Genomic DNA, 22,135 nt, shown 5'->3' with positions numbered 1-22,135 from the left:
CGATGAGCCCCCGCCCGCTGCGTGTCGCCGTCTGGCAGTGCCGGTCGCTGCCCGGCGACGTGGCGGGCAACCTCGCCCGGCTGGCGGATGCGGCCTCGCGCGCGGCGGGGGCCGGGGCGGATGTGCTCGTCACTCCCGAGATGTTCGTCACCGGGTACGACATCGGCGCCTTGCGGACGGCCGAACTGGCAGAGCCGGCCGACGGGCCGATCTTCGAGGCGGTCGCGGGGATCACGCGCCGGACGGGCGTCGCGGTCGCGTACGGCTATCCGGAGCTGCTTCCGGACGGGCGGATCGCGAACGCGGCGCAGCTCGTCGACCACGGCCGGTCGGTCGGCGCGCACCGCAAGGCGCACCTGTTCGGTGGGCTCGACAGCGACCGGTTCGCGCCGGGGGAGCGCCCCACGGCGTTCGACTTCCGCGGACGGCGCGTCGGGATGCTGATCTGCTACGACGTGGAGTTCCCCGAGGCGGTGCGGTCGCTCGCGGTCGACGGCGCCGAGGCGGTGCTTGTGCCGACCGCCAACATGGTGCCGTACGCGCTCGTGTCGACCGTTCTCGTGCGGGCCCGGGCGTACGAGAACGGCGTCGCGGTCGCCTACGCGAACTACTGCGGTGCCGAGGGATCGCAGGTGTACGCGGGGCTCAGCACCGTGTGCGGGCCGGATGGCGCCGTGCTCGCGCTCGCCGCGCCCGACGGCGAGGACCTGCTCGTCGCCGACCTCGTTGGCGAGGGGCAGCCGTACCTGAGGGACCGCCGGCCCGACCTGTACTGAGGCTCAGGCGACGGTCGCTTCGGCTCGCTGGCGCTCGCTCAGCAACCGGTCGTCAGGCGAGGTCGCTTCGGCTCGCTGGCGCTCGCTCAGCAACCGGTCCCGGTTATCGAGCGAGCGAAGCGAGTCGAGATGACCCGCCGGCCCTCAGCGGAACGCCTCGAGGCCCGTGATGTGGCGGCCGAGCACGAGGGTGTGGACCTCGTCCGTGCCCTCGTAGGTGCGCACCGACTCGAGGTTGTTCGCGTGGCGCAGCGGCGAGTAGTCGGCCGACACCCCGTTGCCGCCGAGGATCGTGCGGGCCTCGCGGGCGATCGCGATCGCGTCGCGCGTGTTCGCGAGCTTGCCCACCGAGATGTGGTGCGGCTGGATCTTCCCCTGCTCCTTGAGGCGGCCCAGGCGCAGCGCGACCAGCTGGCCCTGCGTGATCTTCACCGCCATGTCGGCGAGCTTCGCCTGCGTGAGCTGGAATCCGGCGATCGGGCGGCCGAACTGGACCCGCTCCTGCGCGTACGTGAGTGCGGTGAGGTAGCTGTCGCGCGCGGCGCCGAGCACGCCCCAGGCGATGCCGTAGCGGGCCTCGTTCAGGCACGAGAACGGCGCCTTCAGGCCGCGCGCCTCGGGCAGCTGGGCCGAGGCGGGGAGGCGCACGCCGTCGAGCGTGATGTCGCACTGGATCGACGCGCGCATCGACATCTTCGGCTCGATGGGCGTCGCGGTGAAGCCGGGGGTGTCGGTCGGCACGACGAAGCCGCGCACGCCCTCGTCCGTCATCGCCCAGATCACGGCGATACCGGCGATGGAGGCGAGGCCGATCCAGCGCTTGGCGCCGTCGATGACCCAGTCGTCGCCGTCGCGGCGCGCGAAGGTCTTCATGCTGCCGGGGTCGGATCCTGCGGTCGGCTCGGTGAGGCCGAAGCAGCCGACGAGCTCGCCCTTCGCCATACGGGGCAGGTACTCGTTCTTCTGCTCTTCGGAGCCGAACTTGTAGATCGCGGACATCGCCAGCGAGCCCTGCACCGACACGAAGGTGCGCAGGCCGGAGTCACCAGCCTCGAGCTCGAGCGCCGCGAGGCCGTACTCGACCGCGCCGCGGCCGGGGCATCCGTAGCCCTGGTAGATCATGCCGAGCAGGCCGAGGCGGCCGAGCTCGGGGATGATCTCCGTCGGGAAGTGCGCCTTGTCGTACCACTGGGCGATGTTCGGGCGGATGTGTTCGTCGACGAAGCCGCGGACGGCCTCACGTGTGGCGAGTTCCTCGTCGGTGAGGAGGTCGTCGATGTCGAGCAGGTCGGTGGGGCCGGTCATCCGATCACGATATCCCGGGGCGGCTCGTTGCGCGGGATCAGCTGTCGAGCCAGGACCGGATCGCGTCGCCCTGCTCGTCGAGGGCGGGCGCCGCGCGGCGGGGCGCCTCGAAGGGCGGGTCCCAGAGCACCGGATGCCGCACCTGCCGGCCGTGCGAAGCGCCGTCCGCGCCGTGCACCTCGATGGTCGGCTCGAGGCCGAGCCGCTCGGCGAACTCGAGGCCCGAGGCGATGTCGCTTGCCTGTCCCGCCGGGACGCCGATGGCTGTCAGTCGCTCCTGCCACTCGGCCGCGGTCGCGGCGGCGAGAGCCGTCTCGAGGGCGTCGCGGAGGGCAGGACGGTGCGCGACGCGATCCGCGTTCGTCCGGAACCGCTCATCCTGCGCGGCGCCCGGGATCCCGAGCGCCTCCGTGAGCTTCCGGAACTGGGCGTCGTTGCCGCACGCGATGGCGAGCGGGCCGTCAGCACACTGGAGCAGCTCGTACGGCGCGATGGAGGGATGCATGTTCCCCATGCGGGTGGGGGAGGCCCCGGCGCCGAGGTGCGCTGCGGCCTGGTTCGCGAGCGCTCCCTGCAGACTGCTGAGGAGGGAGACCTCGATGCGGGATCCCTCGCCGGTCGCCTCGCGACGGCGGAGAGCGGCGAGCACCCCGATGACCGCGTCCTTGCCGGTGAGCACGTCGACCACGGCGACCCCGACCTTCATCGGGTCGCCGTCGGGCGCGCCGGTGATGTGCATCAGACCGCCGATCGCCTGCACCACGAAGTCGTAGCCGGGAAGCTGCGCGCCGCCCGCCGATCCGAATCCGGTGATGGAGACGTAGACGACGCCGGGGTTCTCGCGGGCGACATCGTCGTAGCCGAGACCGACGCGGTCGAGCGTGCCGGGGAGGAAGTTCTCGATCACGACGTCGGCGCGCTGCGCGAGCCGCTTCGCCCGGTCGAGGTCGGCCGGGTCCTTCAGGTCGAGCGCGACGGACTCCTTGTTGCGGTTGACGCCCTCGAAGTAGGTGGCGGCGTGCGGGCTCCACGGCGGGCCCCAGGCGCGGGTGTCGTCTCCGGTGCCGGGGCGCTCGACCTTGACGACGCGCGCGCCGAGGTCGGCGAGGGTCATGCTCGCCAGGGGGCCCGCGAGCACGCGCGAGAAGTCGGCGACCAGGATGCCGTCGAGCGGGGCGGTGGACGCCGGTGCGGCGGTCATCCGGTCCACTCCTCGGCGAGGAGGCCGTAGTTCATGCCGTCCATCCACACGCCGGAGCGGTGGAGGCCGGTCTTGCGGCTGTGCTCCTCGCGGCGCATGCCGAGCCGCTCCATGACCCGCCACGACGGCTCGTTGTCCGCGAAGCAGCCGGCGTGCACGCGGCGTAGGCCCAGGGGCCCGAAGCAGATGCCGATCGCTCCGCGGACCGCCTCGGTCGCGTAGCCGCGGCCCTGGAACGCGGGGTCGAGCGTCCAGCCGAGCTCTGCCTGCACGCCCTTTCCCTGCTCGAGGATCTCGGCCTGGGCCCAGCCGTCCTCGATCTTGAGCATGAGGTCGCCGATCGGCTCGCCCTCGAGTTCGACGATCAGCGTGATGGCCAGACGCGCGGGGTCGATGAACTGCTCGTGGAAGCTGTCGTACTCGGTGGGTGCGCGGGTGATCCACTCGCCCACCTCGGGCAGCTGCCGCCAGCGCCACACGGCCTCGGCGTCGCCGGCCGCGGCTCTGCGGATCGACAGCCGCTCGGTCTGCACGGGCCAGGTCACGGCGTCGAGAGGGTCCATGGGGACAGGTTATTGGGGGCCGCCCACACGCTGTTCGCGGGCGCGTCGGGCGCGGCGGCGTGTCAGGCCGCGGAGCCGGCGCGTCCGCGGTGCACGCGGCGACGGGCATCGTCGGCGCGGGTGAGGAACATCTCCGACGTGACGCCCTCGAGAAGCGTCCCGGGGTCGGCGCCCAGTGCCTCCGAGAGCCGGATCAGGGAGTGCAGGTTCGTGAGCGAGCGCCCCGTCTCATAGGCGCGGATGTTCGAGGAGTCGATGCCGGTCGCCGCGGCGAGCTCATCCTGCGTCCAGTTCCTCGCGGCGCGCGCACCCCGGATGTTCTCGCCGATGACGGCGGCTGCGGGGGACGGGACGCGGGGCACCGAATCAGCCTGAATGTGCCCGGTGGGACGTGCCAGAGTGAAAGTCACCGGGTACATGTACCGTCATGTCGTGCCCTTGACTTTTGCGCCCTCCGCCGAGCAGTCCGACCTCGAACTCGAGTTCCCGCTGGAAGCTCTGCTCGGGGAATTCGATCGTCTGGCCGACAGCGTCCGGATGAAGGGCAATTACTTCGAGCAGCTCGTCGCGCACTACCTGAAAGCAGAGCCGCTGTGGGCGGATCAGCTCGGTGCCGTGTGGCTCTGGAAGGACTGGCCGGGACGCAACGGGCTGCCCGACACCGGGATCGACATCGTCGCCGAGATCCAGGGTGGCGGGCTGCTGGCCGTGCAGGCGAAGTTCTATGCCGCCGGTCACAAGATGCAGAAGGGCGACCTCGACTCGTTCTTCGAGGCGCTCGGCAGGGAGCCGTTCACCGAAGGGCTCGTGATCGACACGACCGTCGGAGACTGGTCGGCGAACGCGGCCGAGGCGCTGAAGAACCGCAGCAAGCCCGTGCGCCGCATCGGCCGCGAGGATCTGCGTCACAGCCTGATCGACTGGTCGAGCTACGAGCTGCTGAAGCCGGAGGCGGCTCCGGCGCTGCATGAGCGCAAGACGCTGCGCGCGCATCAGCACGACGCGATCCGTGCGGTGATCGAGGGACTCCCGGCCGATGGGGGAGCCGACCGCGGCAAGCTGATCATGGCCTGCGGGACGGGCAAGACCTTCACGGCCCTGAAGCTCGCCGAACGGTGGACTGAGGAGCGGGCCGGCGGAGCGGCGACCGTGCTGTTCATGGTGCCGTCGCTCGCCCTGCTGCAGCAGACGCTCGACGAATGGTCGCGGGAGAAGGATCCCGAGCTCGGCTTCCGGGCGTTCGCCGTCGGATCCGACACCAACATCGGTCGCCGGAAGAACGACGATCTCACGAGCGTGATGATGGAGGACCTCGGCGCGCCCGCCACCACGAACGGCAAGCGTCTCGCCGAGCTGCTCGGCGACACCGATGAGCAGCACGACGGGCTCACCGTCGTGTTCTCGACGTACCAGTCGATCGAGGCGGTCGCCGAGGCGCAGCGGATCCGAGGTGACGAGTTCGACCTCGTCATCTGCGACGAGGCGCACCGCACCACGGGCGTGACCCTCACGAACGAGGACGAGTCGCACTTCGTCAAGATCCACGACAACGACTTCATCGCCGCCACCAAGCGCGTCTACATGACCGCGACGCCGCGCATCTTCGCGCCCGAGGTGAAGAACGCGGCGAAGCAGAGGGATGCCGAGCTCGTCTCCATGGACGACGAGGCGCTGTACGGCGAGGTGCTGTACCGCATCGGCTTCGACGAGGCGGTGAGCAAGGGGCTGCTCACCGATTACAAGGTTGTCGTCCTCGGAATCAGCGAGGACGACATCATCGAGGGTCTCCAGAAGGATCTTTCGGTCGGTGGGCACGAGCTGCAGATCACCGACATCGCGAAGCTGGTGGGCTGCTACAACGCCCTCGCCAAGCGGAACGCCGGCGAGGTCGCCGAGGGCTTCGGTTCGGATATGTCGCCCATGCGGCGCGCTGTCGCGTTCGCCAAGGACATCAAGACGTCGGAGAACGTCGCGCACGACTTCGAGGTGCTCGCCAACGGCTACCTGCGCAATCTCCTCAACGACGACCCGACCGACGACCTCGCCGTGCAGGCGATGCACGTCGACGGCACGATGAACGCGACGCAGCGCGGCGAGCGACTCGACTGGCTGAAGGCCGCGCCCGAGCAGGATGAGCTCGGCAAGCCGGTCGCGCGCGTGCTCACCAATGCGCGATGCCTGAGTGAGGGCGTCGACGTGCCGAGCCTCGATGCCGTGCTGTTCCTCAGTCCCCGCAAGAGCCAGGTGGACGTCGTGCAGGCGGTCGGCCGCGTCATGCGCCGTGCCGAGGGGAAGCGCCTCGGCTACATCGTGCTGCCGATCGCGATCCCCGCCGGCATCTCGCCCGAGGAGGCCCTCAACGATAACGAGCGCTACAAGGTCGTCTGGCAGGTGCTTCAGGCGCTGCGCGCGCACGACGAGCGTCTCGATGCCGCAATCCAGCGGGCACAAGTCACCGGTAACCTGCCCGAGCAGGTGCTGATCGAGCGCGTCAGCCTGACGAAGCCGAAGCCGCGCAAGGACTCGCCGTTCGAGGCCCCGACCGATCCGCCCACGGACACAGAGCCGAGCGCCGGATCGGGTTCTCCGACGCACGTCCAGCCGATGCTTCCCGGTCTCATCGACAGCGCCGCGGCCTGGAAGGACTCGGTCTTCGCCAAGCTCGTCGCCAAGGTCGGCGACCGCATGTACTGGGACGACTGGGCCGGCGACATCGGTCAGATCGCCCAGCGGTTCATCGCCCTGATCACGGCGCACATCAACGCCGAGGGCAACGACCGTGCGCCGTTCGAGGCGTTCGTCAAGGCGCTGCGCGCGACGGTGACGCCGAGCATCGGCGAGCCCGAGGCGATCGAACTGCTCGCGCAGCACCTGATCACCAAGCCGGTGTTCGAGGCGATGTTCCCCGAGGGGTCGTTCACAAACGACAACCCGGTGTCGGTGTCGATGGAGCGGGTGCTCGAGACGTTCCACGAGAACGCCGCGTTCGAGAAGGAGCGCGAGCCGCTCGACGCGTTCTACGCGAGCGTCACCTCGCGCATCCGCGGCCTCGACTCGGTCACCGCGAAGCAGCGGATGCTCGTCACGCTCTACGACAAGTTCTTCTCGAAGGCGTTCCCGAAGCTCGCCGACGCGATGGGCATCGTCTTCACCCCGGTGGAGGTCGTCGATTACATCCTGCGTTCGGCGGACGCCGCGCTCGCCCAGCATTTCGGCAAGCACCTGAGTGACGAGGGCGTGAACATCCTCGAGCCCTTCGTCGGCACCGGCACGTTCCTCACCCGGCTGGCGCAGACCGGCCTGATCAAGCCGCAGGATCTCGCCCGCAAGTACCAGCACGAGCTCTTCGCGAACGAGATCGTGCTGCTGAGCTACTACATCGCCGCGGTCAACATCGAGAGCGTCTTCCGCGAGTGCGTGGACCAGGCCGTGGCGGCGGGGGAGCTCCCCGAGGGGACGATGCTTCCGGATGACGGCTTCCCCGGCATCTCCCTGACGGACACCTTCGCGATGGACGAACGGGCGAGTGAACTCGCCTTGAGCGTCTTCCCTGAGAACACTGCCCGCGTGGAGGCGCAGCGCGCGACGCCTATCGACGTGATCGTGATGAACCCGCCGTACCGCGCCGGTCAGTCGAGCGCGAACGAGGGCGCGCAGAACGCGAAGTACTCGCTTATTGACGGTCGGATCGCGGCGACTTACGCGAAGGAGTCGAGCGGAGCGAACAAGAACGGGCTGTATGACTCGTACTACCGCGCGCTGCGTTGGGCGACGGATCGCCTGCGTCCCGAGGGCGGTGTCATTGCCTTCGTTTCGAACAGCGGCTTCATCGACGGCGGCACGGCGGATGGGGTGCGCAAGACCTGGGGCGGCGAGTTCTCGGACGTCATCGTCTACAACCTGAGGGGCAACCAGCGGGTGAAGAACTGGCAGGCCGAGGGTGGCAAAGTCTTTGGCGAGGGCTCGCAAACTGGCGTCGCGATCACGATCCTCGTGAAGACCGCAGATCACGCGGGCCCTGCCCGCATCCATTACGCGGACGTCGGCGACTACCTGAGTCGTGAGGAGAAGATCGACCGGCTCGTTGCAGAGCGGTCCATCGAAGGCACCGCCTACGACGTGGTGACTCCCAACGAAGCGGGCGACTGGATCAACCAGCGTGACGAGCGATTCGGGACATGGACGCCAATTGGTGACAAGGCGACCAAACGCAGAGCGGAGACCACGGCGGTTTTTCGCGAGTTCTCTAACGGCGTCAAGACAAACCGTGATGCGTGGGCGTTCAACTTCTCGGAACCGGAGCTGAGATCGAATATCCGCACTCATGTCGACCATCTCAATGCCGAACGGGAGCGCGTGTGGGCAGCCATCGCCGCCGGTGATGATAGGGCGCCGGAACGCATCCTCTCGGCCGACTCGACTCGCGGGGCGTGGTCGCGCCCGAATGTGGCCGATCTGAAGCGCAACCGTGCCACAGTCATCGACGTCAATGGTTTTCGGAGTGCCCAGTACCGCCCGTTCACGAAACAACACATGTACCTCGACGGCCACGCCAAGCTCACGGAGATGCTCTATCGAATTCCCGCGATGTGGCCGACCGCAGCGCACGAGAATCTAGCGATTGCGGTCGGCACTGACCAGCGAAAGGCGACGCTTCCGCACGTCGTCACTGCGATCCCGAGCCTCGACTACAGTGGCGCATCCCAGCTCTTCCCGCGCTACACCTGGGCGACTATTGGTCCCGAGGCCGGCGGCTTTGACTTCGCCTCCCTCGCCGAAGGCGCGGCCGACGTCGTCGACGGCTACCGCCGCGTCGACAACATCACCGACGCCACCCTCGACCGCTATCGCGCCGCCGTAGGGGAGGCGCTGCCGGCGGAGGACACCGCGGCGAAGGATGAGATCTTCTACTCGGTCTACGCGCTGCTGCATCACCCGACGTACCGCGAGACGTTCGCGGCTGACCTGCAGAAGATGCTTCCACGCATCCCGGTCGTGAAGGGCTTCGCGGACTACGCGCGTATCGGTCGTGAGCTGGCCGATCTGCATGTCGACTACGAGACCGTCGCGCCCGCCGACCTCGGCGAGCAGATCACCTCGATAGATCCGCCGACGGATCCGTACGAGCTCTATCGCATCGACAAGCTCGCCTGGGTGTCTCGCAAGGACCACACGGCGATCCGGTACAACGCGCACCTCACGATCACGGGGATCCCGCTCAAGGAGAGCGAGTACAAGGTCGGCGGCCGCAGCCCGCTCGAATGGGTGCTCGACCGCTATAAGGTGACCGTCGACAAGGCCTCGGGCATCGTGAACGACCCGAACGCCTGGCTCCGAGAGCACGAGAATCCGCGTTACGTGGTCGACCTGATCCGCTCGCTCGTGACGGTCAGCCTCGAGACGCAGCGCCTGATCGCAGAACTCCCGACCTTCGAGGTGATCGAGTGAACGGCATTGAAGAGCTTTCCGAGTATGAGCGCGAGGCGTGGAAGCGCGTCCAGTCCTACCGCGGTCGGCCGCTGACCCAGTTCGGGCAGGAGATCGGTGAGCGCGTCGCGGCAGGAGCGAAAGCAGTCGGGGCGAAGACGGACGCCTTCCTCGAGCGGCATCCCAACGTCAACGGCGTCGCGGACAAGGGCAGGAAGGCGCTCGCGGCTGGTGCGGGAGGGGTGCGAAAAGGGGCCGCAAAGGCGGCCGAGCTGGTGCCGGAGAAAGTTGCCGATTGGGGTCCGCACGCGATCGCTTCAATGCAGAAGACAGGCGCACGGCTGGCGCGCGTTGGCCTGAGTCCGGCATGGATCCTCAAGAAGCATCGGAAGCGCGGGCACGACGTATCGGAACTCTTCCACCTGCGCCGGCTCGACCTGAAGCAGATCGACACGGTTCGGGGCGTCGGCGCGAGCTGGTACTACCCAGCAGCCGCGGCGATGTCCGGGGTCGGGGCCGGCATCCTGGTCACAGGCAGTCAGGCTGTCGTAACCGTCGGTGCCGGGGCAGCAGCCGCACCTGGCATCGGCGTGATCGCCGGCGCCATGGCGGGTGATGCAGCGTTCCTCCTGGGAGTGTCATCTCGCGCTGTGGGTCATGTCGCGCTGCAGTACGGATACGACCCGGAAGATCCCGCCGAGAAGCTGTTCATCCTGTCGGTGATCAACCTCGGCACGGCCGCCTCGACGTCCTCGAAGATGGCGGCGCTCGGTGACCTCTCCAAGCTGACTCAGAACCTCATGCGTGGCAGGAGTTGGGAGGTGTTGCTGAACGAGAGTCTCGTTGCCCGCGTTGTGCATAAGCTCGCACCTAGTTTCGGCGGTCGCCTCTACAAGCAGGGGCTGGGCAAGATCGTGCCCGCGATCGGAATCCTCATCGGCGGAACGATGAACTGGGCGGCGCTCGAGGGGATCGTCGACGCAGCAGACCTCGCGTACCGTCGACGCTTCCTCATCGAGAAGTACCCGCACCTGGCCGACGATGCCCCCATCGATCTCGTGCCCGTGGAAGGCGAGGACCTCGTCGAGGACGAAGTCATCAGCGTCGTGGACGCGATTGAGCGTGCCTCGGAGGAAGACGACGAGCCCGGAGAGCCGCCACGGGACGACTCGGACGACTGACCCTCATGGCGCCGAGGGTCGCCCGTGGTCAGAACATCGTCGGTCTCACCCACGCGCGCTACCGCTGCGTCATCGTCGCCGGCTGAGCCGACGGGCCACGGCGTCAGAACGGTGGTGGATCGGCGCCGGCGGCTTCGTCGGCCGCGGCGAGGGCCATAAAGCGCACCGCGGACGGCGGGGATTCGTCGAGGACCTGGCCGGTCGGGCTCGTCCACTCGTAGAGGCCGCGGCCGAGGTTCCTCGCGCTCCAGGCGGAGTTGTGCTTGAGCACGTGGTGTGCGCGGCACAGGGCCCCAAGGTTGTCGACGTGCGTGGCGCCGCCCTCGGAGTAGGGAACGGTGTGATCGAGGTCGCAGCGGTACACCGGGCGACGGCAGCCCGGGAAGCGGCAGTGCTCGTCGCGCGCGGTGAGGAAGCGGCGCTGCTCGGCCGTCGGGACGTAGGAATCGACCGCCGTGAGGGCACCGGTCTTCGGGTCCTGGAACAGCCGCGCCCACGTGTACGTCTTGCCGGCGAGGCAGCGCGCGGTCGACGGGGCGATGACGCCCACGCGAGGCGAGTGCGCGGCGCGGTCGTCGGCGCCCGCGATGACCTCAGCCGGAATCGTCACATGGACGACGGCGCGGATCGCGTCCAGGCCGTCTCCGTGGGCGGTCGGCGCAGCGGTGAGCAGCATGTCGGTCACGACATCCGCGCGAATCTGCGCGAGCGTGCGCGGATCCTCATCCTCCTCCGAGAGCCCGGCCTTCACCTCGCGGGCGATAGCCATCGTGCGGTCGTCGATTCCCTCGGCGAGAGCCGCATCCACAAGAAGCTGGATCAGGGCCATGCCGTCGCGCTCGGGGGTGAGCCACATTCCGCGCCGCTCGTTCGCCTGCTCGTGGCGCTCGGCGATCGTCTGCGGCTCGAGGCGCTCGGCGACGGCCTGGCAGATCGGGCGCAGCTTCGCCGGGGTCGTGTCGGCGAACTGCAGCGCGATTCCCTCGTATCGCGCGCGGACCTCGTCGTCGGCCAGGCGCTCGCCCTCGTCGCAGACGACGGCGGCGTGCGCGGCGGAGATCCCCATCTCGCACAGCGCCGTGAACGTCGCCGGGAAGCGCTCGATCATCGCGGTCGCGTCTTCCATCCGGTTGCGCATCGTGGCGTCGGACACGTGCTGGACGGCCGCGAGATCCGCCGCCATCGAGCGGATCGGGACCGCGTACTTGGACGGGGCGCCGGGGATGGAGTTCAGGATGTCGAGCGCGATCTCCTGCGCTCGCGCGTGAAGTGCGGCCTCCACCGCCGCGATGCCCGCCTTGGCTCGGGCCAGTTCGGTGAGGGCCTCCTTGACCGCACGCACGTGATCCTGCTGGGCGGGGGAGAGCTCCCAACGGTCCTCGAACGGGCTTTGCGGCATGAGGCCATTATAGTACGGATGTTCGAAAGTCGGAAGGGGTGTGGAGAGGATTTTTCGTAGGATTGGCGGCGGAGGGGAGTGAAGATTTGGGTGGGGAGTGATGGCCGTGGGGAGTGAGGTTTCGACTCGCGGAGACCCGCACTGAGCGAGCGAAGCGAGTCGAAGTGTCGCTCAACCCGTTTCGACTCCGCTTCGCTCCGCTCAACGACCGGAGGGGAGACAACGACCGGCGCGGAAAGACGCGCGGCCTAGACTGGCGGGGTGATCGATCCCGTGCTCCTCCGCGACAACCCTGACCTCGTGATCCGCTCGCAGGTGGCGCGTGGTCACTCGCCCGAGACGGTCACCGCCGCGATCGAGGCCGAGAAGGCCCGGCGCACGGCGATCACCGCCTTCGAGGAGCTGCGCGCCGAGCAGAACGCCTTCGGCAAGACGGTCGCCGCGGCGCCGAAGGACGAGAAGGCCGCGCTCGTCGCCCAGGCGAAGGAGCTCGCCAACGGCGTGAAGGAAGCCCAGCAGGCGGTCAACGCCGCCGAGGAGGCCTTCGTCGCGGCGATGTCGAAGATCGAGAACGTCGTGCTCGACGGCGTGCCCGAGGGTGGCGAGGACGACTTCGTCGTGCTGCGCGAGGTCGGTGACCGCCCCGCCTTCGACGCATCCGAGTTCCCCGACGGGCCCCTCGACCACCTCGCCCTCGGCGAGAAGCTCGGCGCGATCGACATGGAGCGCGGCGCGAAGGTCTCGGGCGCCCGGTTCTACTTCCTCAAGGGCGTCGGCGCGCGACTCGAGATCGCCCTCATGAACTACGCGCTGACGAAGGCCCTCGAGGCCGGGTTCACGCCCATGATCACGCCCACGCTCGTGCGCCCCGACATCATGTCGGGCACCGGGTTCCTCGGCGCGCACGCCGACGAGATCTACCGCCTCGAAGCCGACGACCTGTACCTCGTCGGCACGAGCGAGGTCGCGCTCGCCGGCTACCACAAGGACGAGATCGTCGACCTGCAGCAGGGCCCCCTGCGCTACGCCGGATGGTCGACCTGCTACCGCCGCGAGGCTGGCTCGTACGGCAAGGACACCCGCGGCATCATCCGCGTGCACCAGTTCAACAAGCTCGAGATGTTCGTCTACGCAAAGCCCGAGGAGGCCGAGGCGGAGCACGCCCGGCTGCTCGGCCTGGAGGAGGAGATGCTGCAGTCGCTCGGCCTCGCCTACCGCGTGATCGATGTGGCCGCCGGCGACCTCGGCTCGAGCGCCGCGCGCAAGTACGACACCGAGGCGTGGGTTCCCACGCAGGGCGCGTACCGCGAGCTCACCTCCACGTCGAACTGCACGACGTACCAGGCCCGGCGCCTCGACATCCGGCACCGCCCGGACGGCGCGAAGACGCAGCACGTCGCCACGCTCAACGGCACTCTCGCCACGACCCGCTGGATCGTCGCGATCCTCGAGACGCACCAGCGGCCGGATGGGTCGGTCGTGGTGCCCGAGGTGCTGCGACCGTACCTGGGTGGCCTCGAGGTGCTGGAGCCCATCGCATGACGAACCCCGCCACCACGCAGAACGAGGCCGACATCCGGCCGGGCCGCAAGCTCATCGCGCTCGACCTCGACGGCACGGTGATCTTCGAGGACGACACGTTCAGCCCCGGCGTCGAGGACGCGGTGCGCCGCGCCGTCGGCGAGGGCCACATCGTCACGATCGCGACCGGTCGCAGCTGGGAGGCGACCTCCCACATCCTGCATGGCCTGGCGATCCTGCCCGAATACGTCGTGTGCTCGAACGGGGCGGCCATCCTGTCTCGCGACTCGACCCAGCAGACCGGCTACGCCCGTCACACCACCGAGACGTTCGACCCGGCCGAGGTGCTCACGCTGCTTCACGAGCACCTTCCCGGCGCGAACTACCTCGTCGAGCTCGCCGACGGCACGCGCCTCTACACCGACTACGTCGAGGACTGGGGCCTGAACCGCGACGACGCCCGTCACGTCGAGTTCGAGGAGATGAAGCGCCACGAGGTCGCGCGCGTCGTCGTCGTCTCGCCCGAGCACAACCACGACGACGGCCGTCGCGACGACGTCGACTTCATCCAGCTCGTCGAGCGGATCGGCCTGCAGCACGTCTCGTACGCGGTCGGCTGGAGCGCCTGGCTCGACATCGCGCCGAAGGGCGTCGACAAGGGCACCGCGCTCGAGCAGGTGCGCGAGTGGCAGGGGATCGCCCCGCAGGATGTCGTTGTGATCGGCGACGGCCGCAACGACATCGGGATGTTCCAGTGGGCCGCCCGCAACGGCGGCCGCGCGTTCGTGATGGCGAACTCGCCCGAGGAAGTGATCGCGGCCGCCACCGACACGACCGGATCGCTCCAGGACGGCGGCGTCGCGCAGGCGATCGCCACGGTGCTCGACGCCTGATCCTCGTCCGAGGCCTCGCCGCTCGGACCTCGCAGAGTGCGCACCCCGCGTGCCACCGACGCGCCTCCGACCCGGCGGGATGCACGGTCGCCGCGCGAGTGATTGACGCCGCCGAGCGCGCGTTCGCATACTTCTTGCATCCCCTCCGTGCGATCCGCGGCGGGGTGCGTCCTGCCCGACACCCACGGCCAGGCGCGGCACACGAACGGCGACGACGCCCACAGGCGCGCGGCGCCGAGTGAGGAGCATCGAGATGCGGACAATGACCATCGCCCCGGCGGCAGAGGCGCTCGACATCGGCGACGAGGTGATCGACGGGCACGAAGAGGTGCTCTACTGCCACGACGAGGAGTCGGGGCTGCGCGCGATCATCGCGATCCACGACACGACCCTCGGTCCGGCGTTGGGCGGCACCCGCTTCAAGTCGTACGACACCGATCAGGATGCCCTCCACGACGTGCTTCGCCTCTCGCGCGGGATGACCTCGAAGAACGCCGCGGCCGGCCTTCCGTTCGGTGGCGGCAAGGCCGTCATCATCGGCGACCCGCGCACGGCGAAGACCCCCGAGCTGCTGCGGGCGTACGGCCGGTTCGTCGACTCGCTCGACGGCCGCTACGTCACGGCGGCGGATCTCGGCACCAACTCGGACGACCTCGACATCGTCGGCGAGACCACCACTCACCTGACCGGCCGCACCGCGGGTGCGGGCGGTGCCGGCGACAGCGGCCCCGCCACCGCGCTCGGCGTCTTCTCCGCCATGCGCGCCGGCGCCGAGCGCCTCTGGGGCGAGTCGGGCCTGCACGACCGGACGGTCGGCGTCGAGGGCGCCGGGAAGGTCGGCGGCGTGCTGACCCGCCTGCTGCTCGACGAGGGTGCGAACGTCGTCGTCGCCGATCCGGATCCCGCCGCGCGCGAGCGCGTGAGCGCCGCGACCGGCGGCGCGGTGACGCTCGCCGAGTCGCTCGCCGGCCCGCTCGACGTCTACGCCCCGTGCGCGCTCGGCGCGACGGTCACTGTCGACCGCGTGACGTCTCTCGGGGCGCGGCTCGTCTGCGGCGCCGCGAACAACCAGCTGCCGACGCAGGATGAGGACGCCGCGCTTCACGCCGCCGGCATCCTGTGGGTTCCCGACTACGTCGCCAACGCGGGTGGCGTCATCCACCTCGCCGGGCTGGAGCGGCTGAAGCACGAGCCCGACGTCGTGACGGCCGACGTGCGCCGGATCGGCGACACGGCGCGCGAGATCCTGTCGCGGTCCGCGGACGCCGGGATCCCGACCGGCATCGCGGCCGACGAGCTCGTCGCGGCTCGCCTGGCGGCCGGGCGTGGCTGAGCTCGACGCCGGCACGGTCACGGTCGGGCGATACCTCGCCGCGCGCCTGACGCAGCTCGGCTGCCGCCACCTGTTCGGCCTTCCCGGCGACTTCAACCTGAATCTGCTCGACGAGATGCTCGCGGGCGACGACCTCGAGTGGATGGGGTCGGCGAACGAGCTCAACGCCGCATACGCCGCCGACGGCTACGCCCGCGTCGGGCGCTGTGCCGGCGCGGTCGTGACGACCTACGGCGTCGGCGAGCTGTCGGCCGTGAACGGCATCGCCGGCTCCTACGCCGAGGACGTCCCCGTCGTGCACATCGCGGGGCTGCCGAGCAGCGAGGCGATCCGCAGCGGCGCGCGGCTTCATCACACGCTGCTGGACGGCGACTTCCTCCACTTCGTGCGGATGTTCGCCGAGGTGACGGTCGCGCAGGCGGTGCTGGATGCGACGGATCCGGCCGGCGCGATCGACCGCGTGCTCGAGACGATGCTCGCCACGAGCAAGCCCGTGTACCTCGGCGTGCCGCTCGACCTCGCCCGTCATCCGGTGCCTGCTGACCGCCTGCGGACGCCGCTCGTGCCGCCGCCGAGCGACCCCGAGGCCGTCGCCGCGTTCACCGACGCGCTGCGCGACCGCCTTCCCCGCATGGACCGCCTCACGGTGCTCGCGGGGCCCGGCGTCCACCGTCGCGGTCTCGAGGCGAGCGTCGCGCGCCTGGCCCAGGTTCCCGGCATCCGGATCGCGTCCCAGGTCGGCTCGAAGGCGATCCTGGATGAGACGCATCCCGCGAGTCTCGGGACGTACCTCGGCGTGAACACGAAGGATCCCGGATCGCAGGCGGTCGTGGACGACGCCGGGGTGCTGGTGATGGTCGGCACGGTCTTCAGCGACTTCACCACGGGCCACTTCAGCCACCGCTACCAGCCGGCCCACGCCATCGAGCTCGCGCTCGACCACGCGCGCATCGGGCCCGCGGTGTACCCGGGAGTGCGGCTCGAGGAAGGGCTCGCCGCGCTCGGCGAGGTCGTCGCGGACCTCGGCTTCACGCCGCAGGAGGACGTGCCGCCCACGCCCGTTCCGCCGGCGGCGACGGACGACGCGGCACCCCTCGACCACACGACGATGTGGGCGCTGCTGCAGGACTGGATCCACCCCGGCACCACCCTGATCGCCGAGGCCGGCACCGCCTTCTACGGCGCCGTCGACCTCACCCTTCCCGACCGCAGCGACCTGCTCGGGCAGCCGGTGTGGTCGTCCATCGGGTACACGCTTCCCGCCGCGTGGGGCGCCGCCGTCGCGCGACCCGATCGCCGTCCCGTGCTCGTGATCGGCGACGGATCCGCGCAGCTCACGATCCAGGAGCTCGGGCGCCTGCTCTCGCACCCGAGCGCGCCCGTCGTGCTGCTGCTCGACAACGACGGCTACACGGTGGAGCGGAAGATCCAGAGCCCCGACGCGGTGTACCAGGACATCCCGCGGTGGGACTGGACGGCGCTGCCGCCTGCGCTCGGCGCGAGCGGCGCCGTGGTGCACGACGTGGGAACGACGGGGGAGTTCCGCGAGACGCTCGATGCTGCCCGGGATGCCACGGCCGGGCACTTCGTGCGCGTGAGGCTCGATCGGGATGACGCGCCGCGGCTGCTCGTCGCGATCGTCGCGGGGATCCAGAAGGCGAACGCCCTGGCCGGTCGGTGAGCGGAGGGGGCGGTACCGGCGGTGATGGCCGGGAGTATCGTCGGGAGGACATGCCGGACGAGGAATGCGAGACGCCCCCGATGACCGATCCAAGCCCGATGCAGGAACGCAGAGTCGACAATCCGCTGCTCGCGTGGGCGGACGGGATCCTGCCCGAGATGCTCGCCGACCTCGAGCACCTCATCCGCTGCGAGTCGCCGTCGGCCGACCTCACGGCCGTCGCACGCTCGGCCGACCTCGTCTCGGCGATCGGCGAGCGGCGGCTCGGCTCCGCCCCCGAGCGCCTCGTGATCGACGGCGTCACGCACCTGCGCTGGCGGCTCGGATCGCCCGATCCCGACGCCCCTCGCGTGCTGCTCCTCGCGCATCACGACACCGTGTGGCCGGTGGGATCGCTCGAGTCGCACCCCTTCTCGATCCAGGACGGCGTGCTGCGCGGGCCCGGCTGCTTCGACATGCTGACCGGCCTCGTGATGGCGATCCACGCCGCGGCGACGTTCGCCGACGGGCCGGGCGGGCACCTCGCCCACTCGGCGATCACCCTGCTCGTCACGGGCGATGAGGAGGTGGGGTCGCCGACCTCGCGCGCGCTCATCGAGCAGGAGGCGCGCGGCTGCGTCGCCGCCCTCGTGCTGGAGGCCGCGGGCGACACCCCGGACGGCGTTCCCGGCGCCCTCAAGATCGGCCGCAAGGGCGTGTCGAACTACCGCGTCGACATCGTCGGCCGCGCCGCGCACGCCGGGACCGAGCCCGAGAAGGGCCTGAACGCGACGGTCGAGCTCGCGCACCAGGTGGGCGTCGTGCTGGGGTTCGCGGATGCGTCCGTCGGCACCTCGGTCGTGCCGACCGTCGCCCAGTCGGGCACCACGACCAACACGGTGCCGGCACGGGCGTCGTTCAAGGTGGATGTGCGCGCGCTCACGGCCGCGGAGCAGCACCGGATCGACGAGGCGTTCGCGACGCTCACCTCGCACACCGGCGCGACCGTCACGGTCGCGGGCGGCGTGAACCGCCCGCCGCTCGAGACCTCGGCCGCGGAGGGGACGTGGCAGCGGGCGCTCGCCGTGTCGAAGGGGCTCGGGATGGACCTGCCGGACGCGATCGTCGTCGGCGGGGCCTCGGACGGCAACTTCACGGCGGGCGTCGGCGTTCCCACGCTCGACGGCCTCGGGGCCGTCGGCGGCGGCGCGCACGCCGACCACGAGCACGTCCTCGTCGGCGAGATCCCGCCGCGCACGGCGCTGCTCGTCGCGCTGATCCAGGATCTGCTCGGCGACTGACGCTCCGAAGCCGGACGCTCGTCCACAGCCGGCGCGGGTGATCCGCTCAGGGGGCGTCCAGAGCGGGGCGGCACAATGGCCGATGAGCTGGCTATTAGACTGATCGCCTGATCAGCAGGGGAGACCCTGCCAGGGAGGGTTGTCCGAGCGGCCGAAGGATCTGGTCTTGAAAACCAGCGGGCAGCGATGTCCCGTGGGTTCGAATCCCACACCCTCCGCCAGAAACTCCCCCCGCAGGCGTACGAAAGGCACGGATGAGCGACACGTCGAAGCGACGCGGCCGCCGGACGGTGGCTCGTCACGGGCGCCTCGGCGCCGCCAATCCCTTCTCGCGCCTGCTGCGGGTCGTGGGCATCGGACTCGCCTGCGTGCTCGTCGCCGGCGTCGGCGTCGCGGGCTACGCGGCGTGGGATCTCGGGTCGGCGTTCTCGGAGAACGCGGTGGACATCCATGAGGGCACGACCCCGCCCGACATCGGCCAGCTCAGCGCCGAGGAGGGTGTCGACCTGCTGCTGACCGGCATCGACATCTGCGAGTGGGACTCGCACGAGAAGTTCGGCGACCGCTGCCCGACGAACCCCGACCTGTACGGTCCGGATGGCCGTGAGCTCGAGGCCGGACGCAACGACGTCAACCTGCTCGTCCACATCTCGCCCGAGCCGCGCAAGGTCACGGCGATCACGTTACCGCGCGACCTGATGATGGCGACGCCGGAATGCACGAACGCGCAGGGCCGCGTCACCCCCGCATCCGACAAGAAGATGATCAACACGGCCTACGAGGCCGGCGGCCTCGCCTGCGTGGTCCGAACGGTCGACTCGATCACCACGCAGTACAACCCCGATCTCGCGATCGAGTACGCCGCGACGGTGACGTGGAACGGCGTGATCGAGATCACCAACGCCATCGGTGGCGTCGACGTCTGCGTCGGCGAGACGATCGACGACGTCGAGGCGGGCATGCTCCACCTCGAGGGTGGCCAGACCCACAACCTGCAGGGCGAGCAGGCCCTCGCCTTCCTCCGCTCGCGTTACGGCGTCGGCGGCAGCGACCTGGCGCGCATCAGCAATCAGCAGGTCTACATGGCCTCGCTCGCCCGCAAGCTCACGAGCGAGCAGGTGCTCACCAACCCGGGCACGCTGCTCTCCCTCGCGCGCACGACGCTCACGAACGTCGACCCGAGCTCGAACCTCACGAACCCGGCAACTCTCGTGCAGATCGCGATGGCGGTGAAGGATGTGCCGACGTCCGACATCACCTTCCTGCAGCTGCCGGTGCTCGACGACCCGTACGACAAGAACCGCGTGGTCCCGGACGATGCCGGCGTCGAGGAGATGTTCGCGGCGATCAAGGCGAACGAGTCGGCCGATCCCGCGGCCCCGTCGACGGAGGCGACCGGCACCCCGGCGCCCACGGAGACCCCGGGCGCGACCGAGACGCCGGACCCCGGGCTCGCCGCCCCCGGCCGCACCGCCGAGGACGAGGGCTGCGCGAACTCCGTCGGCTGACCCGTTTTCGCGCTCGTCGCACGACAGGTTAGGATGGAATGACGCGCCCGCGTGCGGGTGCGGGATCCCTCGGGATCTGGAGACGTCGCATAGTCAGGCCTAGTGCACCACCCTGCTAAGGTGGAGTCCCCTTATGGGGACCGAGGGTTCAAATCCCTCCGTCTCCGCCACGAGTTTCGGCCCCCGATCCCTTGGAAACACTGGGATCGGGGGCCATAAGTTTCTCGTGGGAACACCGTTTGCGAAGAATCTGCGAACAAACGTTGAGAAATCGTCCTGTGATGTCACAGGGCATCGGCGACAGACGCGCGCGTCAGGACACCGGTGACGGTGCCAGGCGTAGTCAGAACAGCTTGTCGACCCCGACCTTGCGAGCACCCTTGTCCAGCCGCTTCGAGACGGCGTCGAGGTCCTCGTCGAAGAGATCTGAGTACACGTCGAGTGTCATCGCAGCGGACGTGTGCCCCAGCATCCGCTGGATCGTCTTGACGTTAGCGCCGGACTGCACGGCAAGCGACGCCGCCGTGTGGCGCAGATCGTGAGTCGTCATGTTCGGCAGTTCCGCCGTCGCCAAGGCCGTCTTGAACCACGAGCGTGATCCATCGTCCGAGCGGGTGCGGCGAAGGTAGCCTCCATCGACCCCTGGGAGTGCAAGATCGTGACGCGACCTTCCCTGCAAGGCGATCGCGAGTTGATCGAGAAGGAACTTCGGCACGGGCACGGCGCGGCCTGTGTGAGACTTCGGGGTCCCGACGTGGATCTTCCCATGGACCTCGACTGCGTTCCGTCTGATCCGAAACCGTCCGCGCTCGAAGTCGATGTCATCTACGCGCAGCGCCACGGCTTCGCCCCAGCGTATGCCCGTGTACGCAAGGACCAGCACAAGCAGCTTCCGATCGCCGGCTGCCCGAGCGAGCCGGAACACCTCCTCGTGCGTGAGATAGACGTGCCTCCCGCGCGACTTTCTCGGCAACCCGATGCGTCCAACCCGCGCGGGATTCACCGCGATCCGGCCGTCGTAGACCGCGTCGTCGAGAATGCTCGCGAGTACGCCGAACGTGCGGATCGTCACGGTGGCTCCCGTTGACTGCGTGAGTTCGGCCACCCAAGCTCTGATGTCCGTATGGCGGATGTCGGCGACCTCCCACCCGCCCCATTTCGGCTGCACGCGAAGACGCCAGGCCGTCTCGACCGGCGCGAACGAAGACGGCTTCATGGAGTGCCGCTTCGCCTCGATCCAGATCGGGCCAAGCATGTCTACGGTCGCGCGAGCCGCTTGCGGATCAATGAAGCTGCCTTTGGCGCGCGATGTCTCTATCTCCGCGAGCCAGATCTCCGCGTCCCGCTTGCGGGTGAATCCTCGCTTTGCGCCCTGCTTGCCGTTCGGCTTTCGGTAGCGCGCCTCGTAACGCCGGCCCTTCGCTGCCTGGTACGCGTGAACGCTACCCACCGGCCGGTCGACCAGCGTTGTAGTTCATGCCTCTGAGCCGCCCGGCGGCGCGCGCGGCGATGATCCACGACGACGCTGTGCGGTGGGGCACGCCGAGTTCAGTTTGGATCAGCTTCGCCGGCGGCTGCCCCGCCAACGCCGCCGACCCGTACAGCAGCTCGATGACCTGCATCCGTGCTTCACCAGCGCCGCGCCGCACGACGTCGGCAGCGAGTGCCGGCGGCAGGAGCCGCCCCTGTGAGGTGGTCAGTTCCGACACAGAGAGCCAGCGCGCGAGGGGGTCTGCCTCGTCGTCAAGCGTGAGGAAGATGCATCGCGGTGCCGCGGTCTGCACGATTGCCTGCATGCCGACCTTCGCGACGGTCGGGTAGTTCAGCTCGACGTCGTCCCTAACCGCGGTGTTGGTGACGGACTTGATGACGTACCGGCCAGCATCCGCGACATACAGAGCCGTCACCGCTGTCGACACCCCCAGGGGGACGTCCGCGGTCGTGGCGATGAATGCGGGAGCGATGCGTAGTGCGGACCCGACGGGCTGCGTCGCATCCTGCGATGTCACGGGGGAGCCTTCGGGTGTTGTCACGTCGACCTTCACCTCCTCAGTTTGTCTAACCGCA

Annotated in this window: 16 protein-coding genes and 2 tRNA genes; 11 read left to right on the top strand and 7 right to left on the bottom strand. The window is 69.4% G+C overall.

Annotated elements, in window-relative coordinates; genetic code table 11:
* The first annotated feature begins 2 nt into the window (after nt 1–2).
* Nucleotides 3–776 carry a carbon-nitrogen hydrolase family protein gene (locus IR155_RS06620; RefSeq protein WP_209306747.1) on the top strand — a complete coding sequence of 258 codons (774 nt, stop codon included), beginning with the start codon at nt 3–5 and terminating at the stop codon, nt 774–776.
* A 144-nt stretch (nt 777–920) separates the two neighbouring features.
* Here IR155_RS06620 and IR155_RS06615 read toward each other — a convergent pair whose 3' ends face one another.
* From IR155_RS06615 to IR155_RS06600, 4 genes are all read right to left on the bottom strand, one after another.
* On the bottom strand, nt 921–2,081 hold the full coding sequence (locus tag IR155_RS06615; RefSeq protein ID WP_135114054.1) for an acyl-CoA dehydrogenase family protein: 1,161 nt from the start codon (nt 2,079–2,081) through the stop codon (nt 921–923).
* Between the two features lie 37 nt (nt 2,082–2,118).
* The gene (locus IR155_RS06610; protein ID WP_135114053.1) at nt 2,119–3,282 is read right to left on the bottom strand and encodes a CaiB/BaiF CoA transferase family protein; all 1,164 of its coding nucleotides are present in this window, start codon (nt 3,280–3,282) and stop codon (nt 2,119–2,121) included.
* Complete coding sequence (locus IR155_RS06605; protein ID WP_135114052.1) at nt 3,279–3,845, bottom strand: GNAT family N-acetyltransferase; 567 nt, start codon at nt 3,843–3,845, stop codon at nt 3,279–3,281. Before IR155_RS06605 ends, IR155_RS06610 begins: the two co-directional genes overlap by 4 nt.
* 62 nt (nt 3,846–3,907) lie before the next feature.
* The gene (locus IR155_RS06600; protein WP_167760722.1) at nt 3,908–4,207 is read right to left on the bottom strand and encodes a helix-turn-helix domain-containing protein; all 300 of its coding nucleotides are present in this window, start codon (nt 4,205–4,207) and stop codon (nt 3,908–3,910) included.
* 70 nt (nt 4,208–4,277) lie between these two features.
* Between IR155_RS06600 and IR155_RS06595 the strand changes: the two genes are divergently transcribed.
* Together IR155_RS06595 and IR155_RS06590 are read left to right on the top strand one after the other, a co-directional pair.
* Nucleotides 4,278–9,293, top strand: a complete 5,016-nt coding sequence (locus tag IR155_RS06595) for a type ISP restriction/modification enzyme (protein ID WP_167760721.1) — start codon at nt 4,278–4,280, stop codon at nt 9,291–9,293.
* Nucleotides 9,290–10,453 carry an EcsC family protein gene (locus tag IR155_RS06590; protein WP_233441135.1) on the top strand — a complete coding sequence of 388 codons (1,164 nt, stop codon included), beginning with the start codon at nt 9,290–9,292 and terminating at the stop codon, nt 10,451–10,453. The genes IR155_RS06595 and IR155_RS06590 overlap by 4 nt, the downstream gene beginning before the upstream one ends.
* A gap of 103 nt (nt 10,454–10,556) precedes the next feature.
* Here the strand turns inward: IR155_RS06590 and IR155_RS06585 are convergent, their stop codons facing one another.
* A complete protein-coding gene (locus tag IR155_RS06585; protein WP_135114049.1) occupies nt 10,557–11,852 on the bottom strand; it encodes an HNH endonuclease signature motif containing protein in 1,296 nt (431 codons plus the stop codon).
* A 261-nt stretch (nt 11,853–12,113) separates the two neighbouring features.
* Between IR155_RS06585 and serS the strand changes: the two genes are divergently transcribed.
* From serS to IR155_RS06545, 8 genes are all read left to right on the top strand, one after another.
* Nucleotides 12,114–13,394, top strand: a complete 1,281-nt coding sequence (gene serS, locus IR155_RS06580; protein ID WP_135114048.1) for a serine--tRNA ligase — start codon at nt 12,114–12,116, stop codon at nt 13,392–13,394.
* On the top strand, nt 13,391–14,266 hold the full coding sequence (locus IR155_RS06575; RefSeq protein WP_135114047.1) for an HAD-IIB family hydrolase: 876 nt from the start codon (nt 13,391–13,393) through the stop codon (nt 14,264–14,266). The genes serS and IR155_RS06575 overlap by 4 nt, the downstream gene beginning before the upstream one ends.
* A gap of 262 nt (nt 14,267–14,528) precedes the next feature.
* Nucleotides 14,529–15,599 (top strand): Glu/Leu/Phe/Val dehydrogenase, encoded by a 1,071-nt coding sequence (locus tag IR155_RS06570; RefSeq protein ID WP_209306746.1) that lies wholly within the window; start codon nt 14,529–14,531, stop codon nt 15,597–15,599.
* Nucleotides 15,592–17,280 (top strand): alpha-keto acid decarboxylase family protein, encoded by a 1,689-nt coding sequence (locus tag IR155_RS16220; RefSeq protein ID WP_135114045.1) that lies wholly within the window; start codon nt 15,592–15,594, stop codon nt 17,278–17,280. Before IR155_RS06570 ends, IR155_RS16220 begins: the two co-directional genes overlap by 8 nt.
* Nucleotides 17,281–17,378: 98 nt before the next feature.
* Nucleotides 17,379–18,560, top strand: a complete 1,182-nt coding sequence (locus tag IR155_RS06560) for a M20 family metallopeptidase (RefSeq protein WP_209306745.1) — start codon at nt 17,379–17,381, stop codon at nt 18,558–18,560.
* A 133-nt stretch (nt 18,561–18,693) separates the two neighbouring features.
* Nucleotides 18,694–18,781 (top strand) — tRNA-Ser (locus tag IR155_RS06555).
* Nucleotides 18,782–18,814: 33 nt separating this feature from the next.
* Entirely contained in the window at nt 18,815–20,068 is a 1,254-nt protein-coding gene (locus tag IR155_RS06550) for an LCP family protein (RefSeq protein ID WP_135114044.1), read from the top strand.
* A gap of 78 nt (nt 20,069–20,146) precedes the next feature.
* Nucleotides 20,147–20,238 (top strand) — tRNA-Ser (locus IR155_RS06545).
* A gap of 173 nt (nt 20,239–20,411) precedes the next feature.
* Here the strand turns inward: IR155_RS06545 and IR155_RS06540 are convergent.
* Both IR155_RS06540 and IR155_RS06535 read right to left on the bottom strand, forming a co-directional pair.
* Nucleotides 20,412–21,518 carry a tyrosine-type recombinase/integrase gene (locus tag IR155_RS06540; protein WP_135114043.1) on the bottom strand — a complete coding sequence of 369 codons (1,107 nt, stop codon included), beginning with the start codon at nt 21,516–21,518 and terminating at the stop codon, nt 20,412–20,414.
* On the bottom strand, nt 21,511–22,113 hold the full coding sequence (locus IR155_RS06535; RefSeq protein WP_233441134.1) for a hypothetical protein: 603 nt from the start codon (nt 22,111–22,113) through the stop codon (nt 21,511–21,513). Before IR155_RS06535 ends, IR155_RS06540 begins: the two co-directional genes overlap by 8 nt.
* Nucleotides 22,114–22,135: the final 22 nt, after the last annotated feature.

Origin of the sequence: Microbacterium paludicola (assembly GCF_015235415.1) — a bacterium.
GTDB lineage: Bacteria > Actinomycetota > Actinomycetes > Actinomycetales > Microbacteriaceae > Microbacterium > Microbacterium paludicola.
This window is presented reverse-complemented; position numbering and strand designations above follow the sequence as displayed.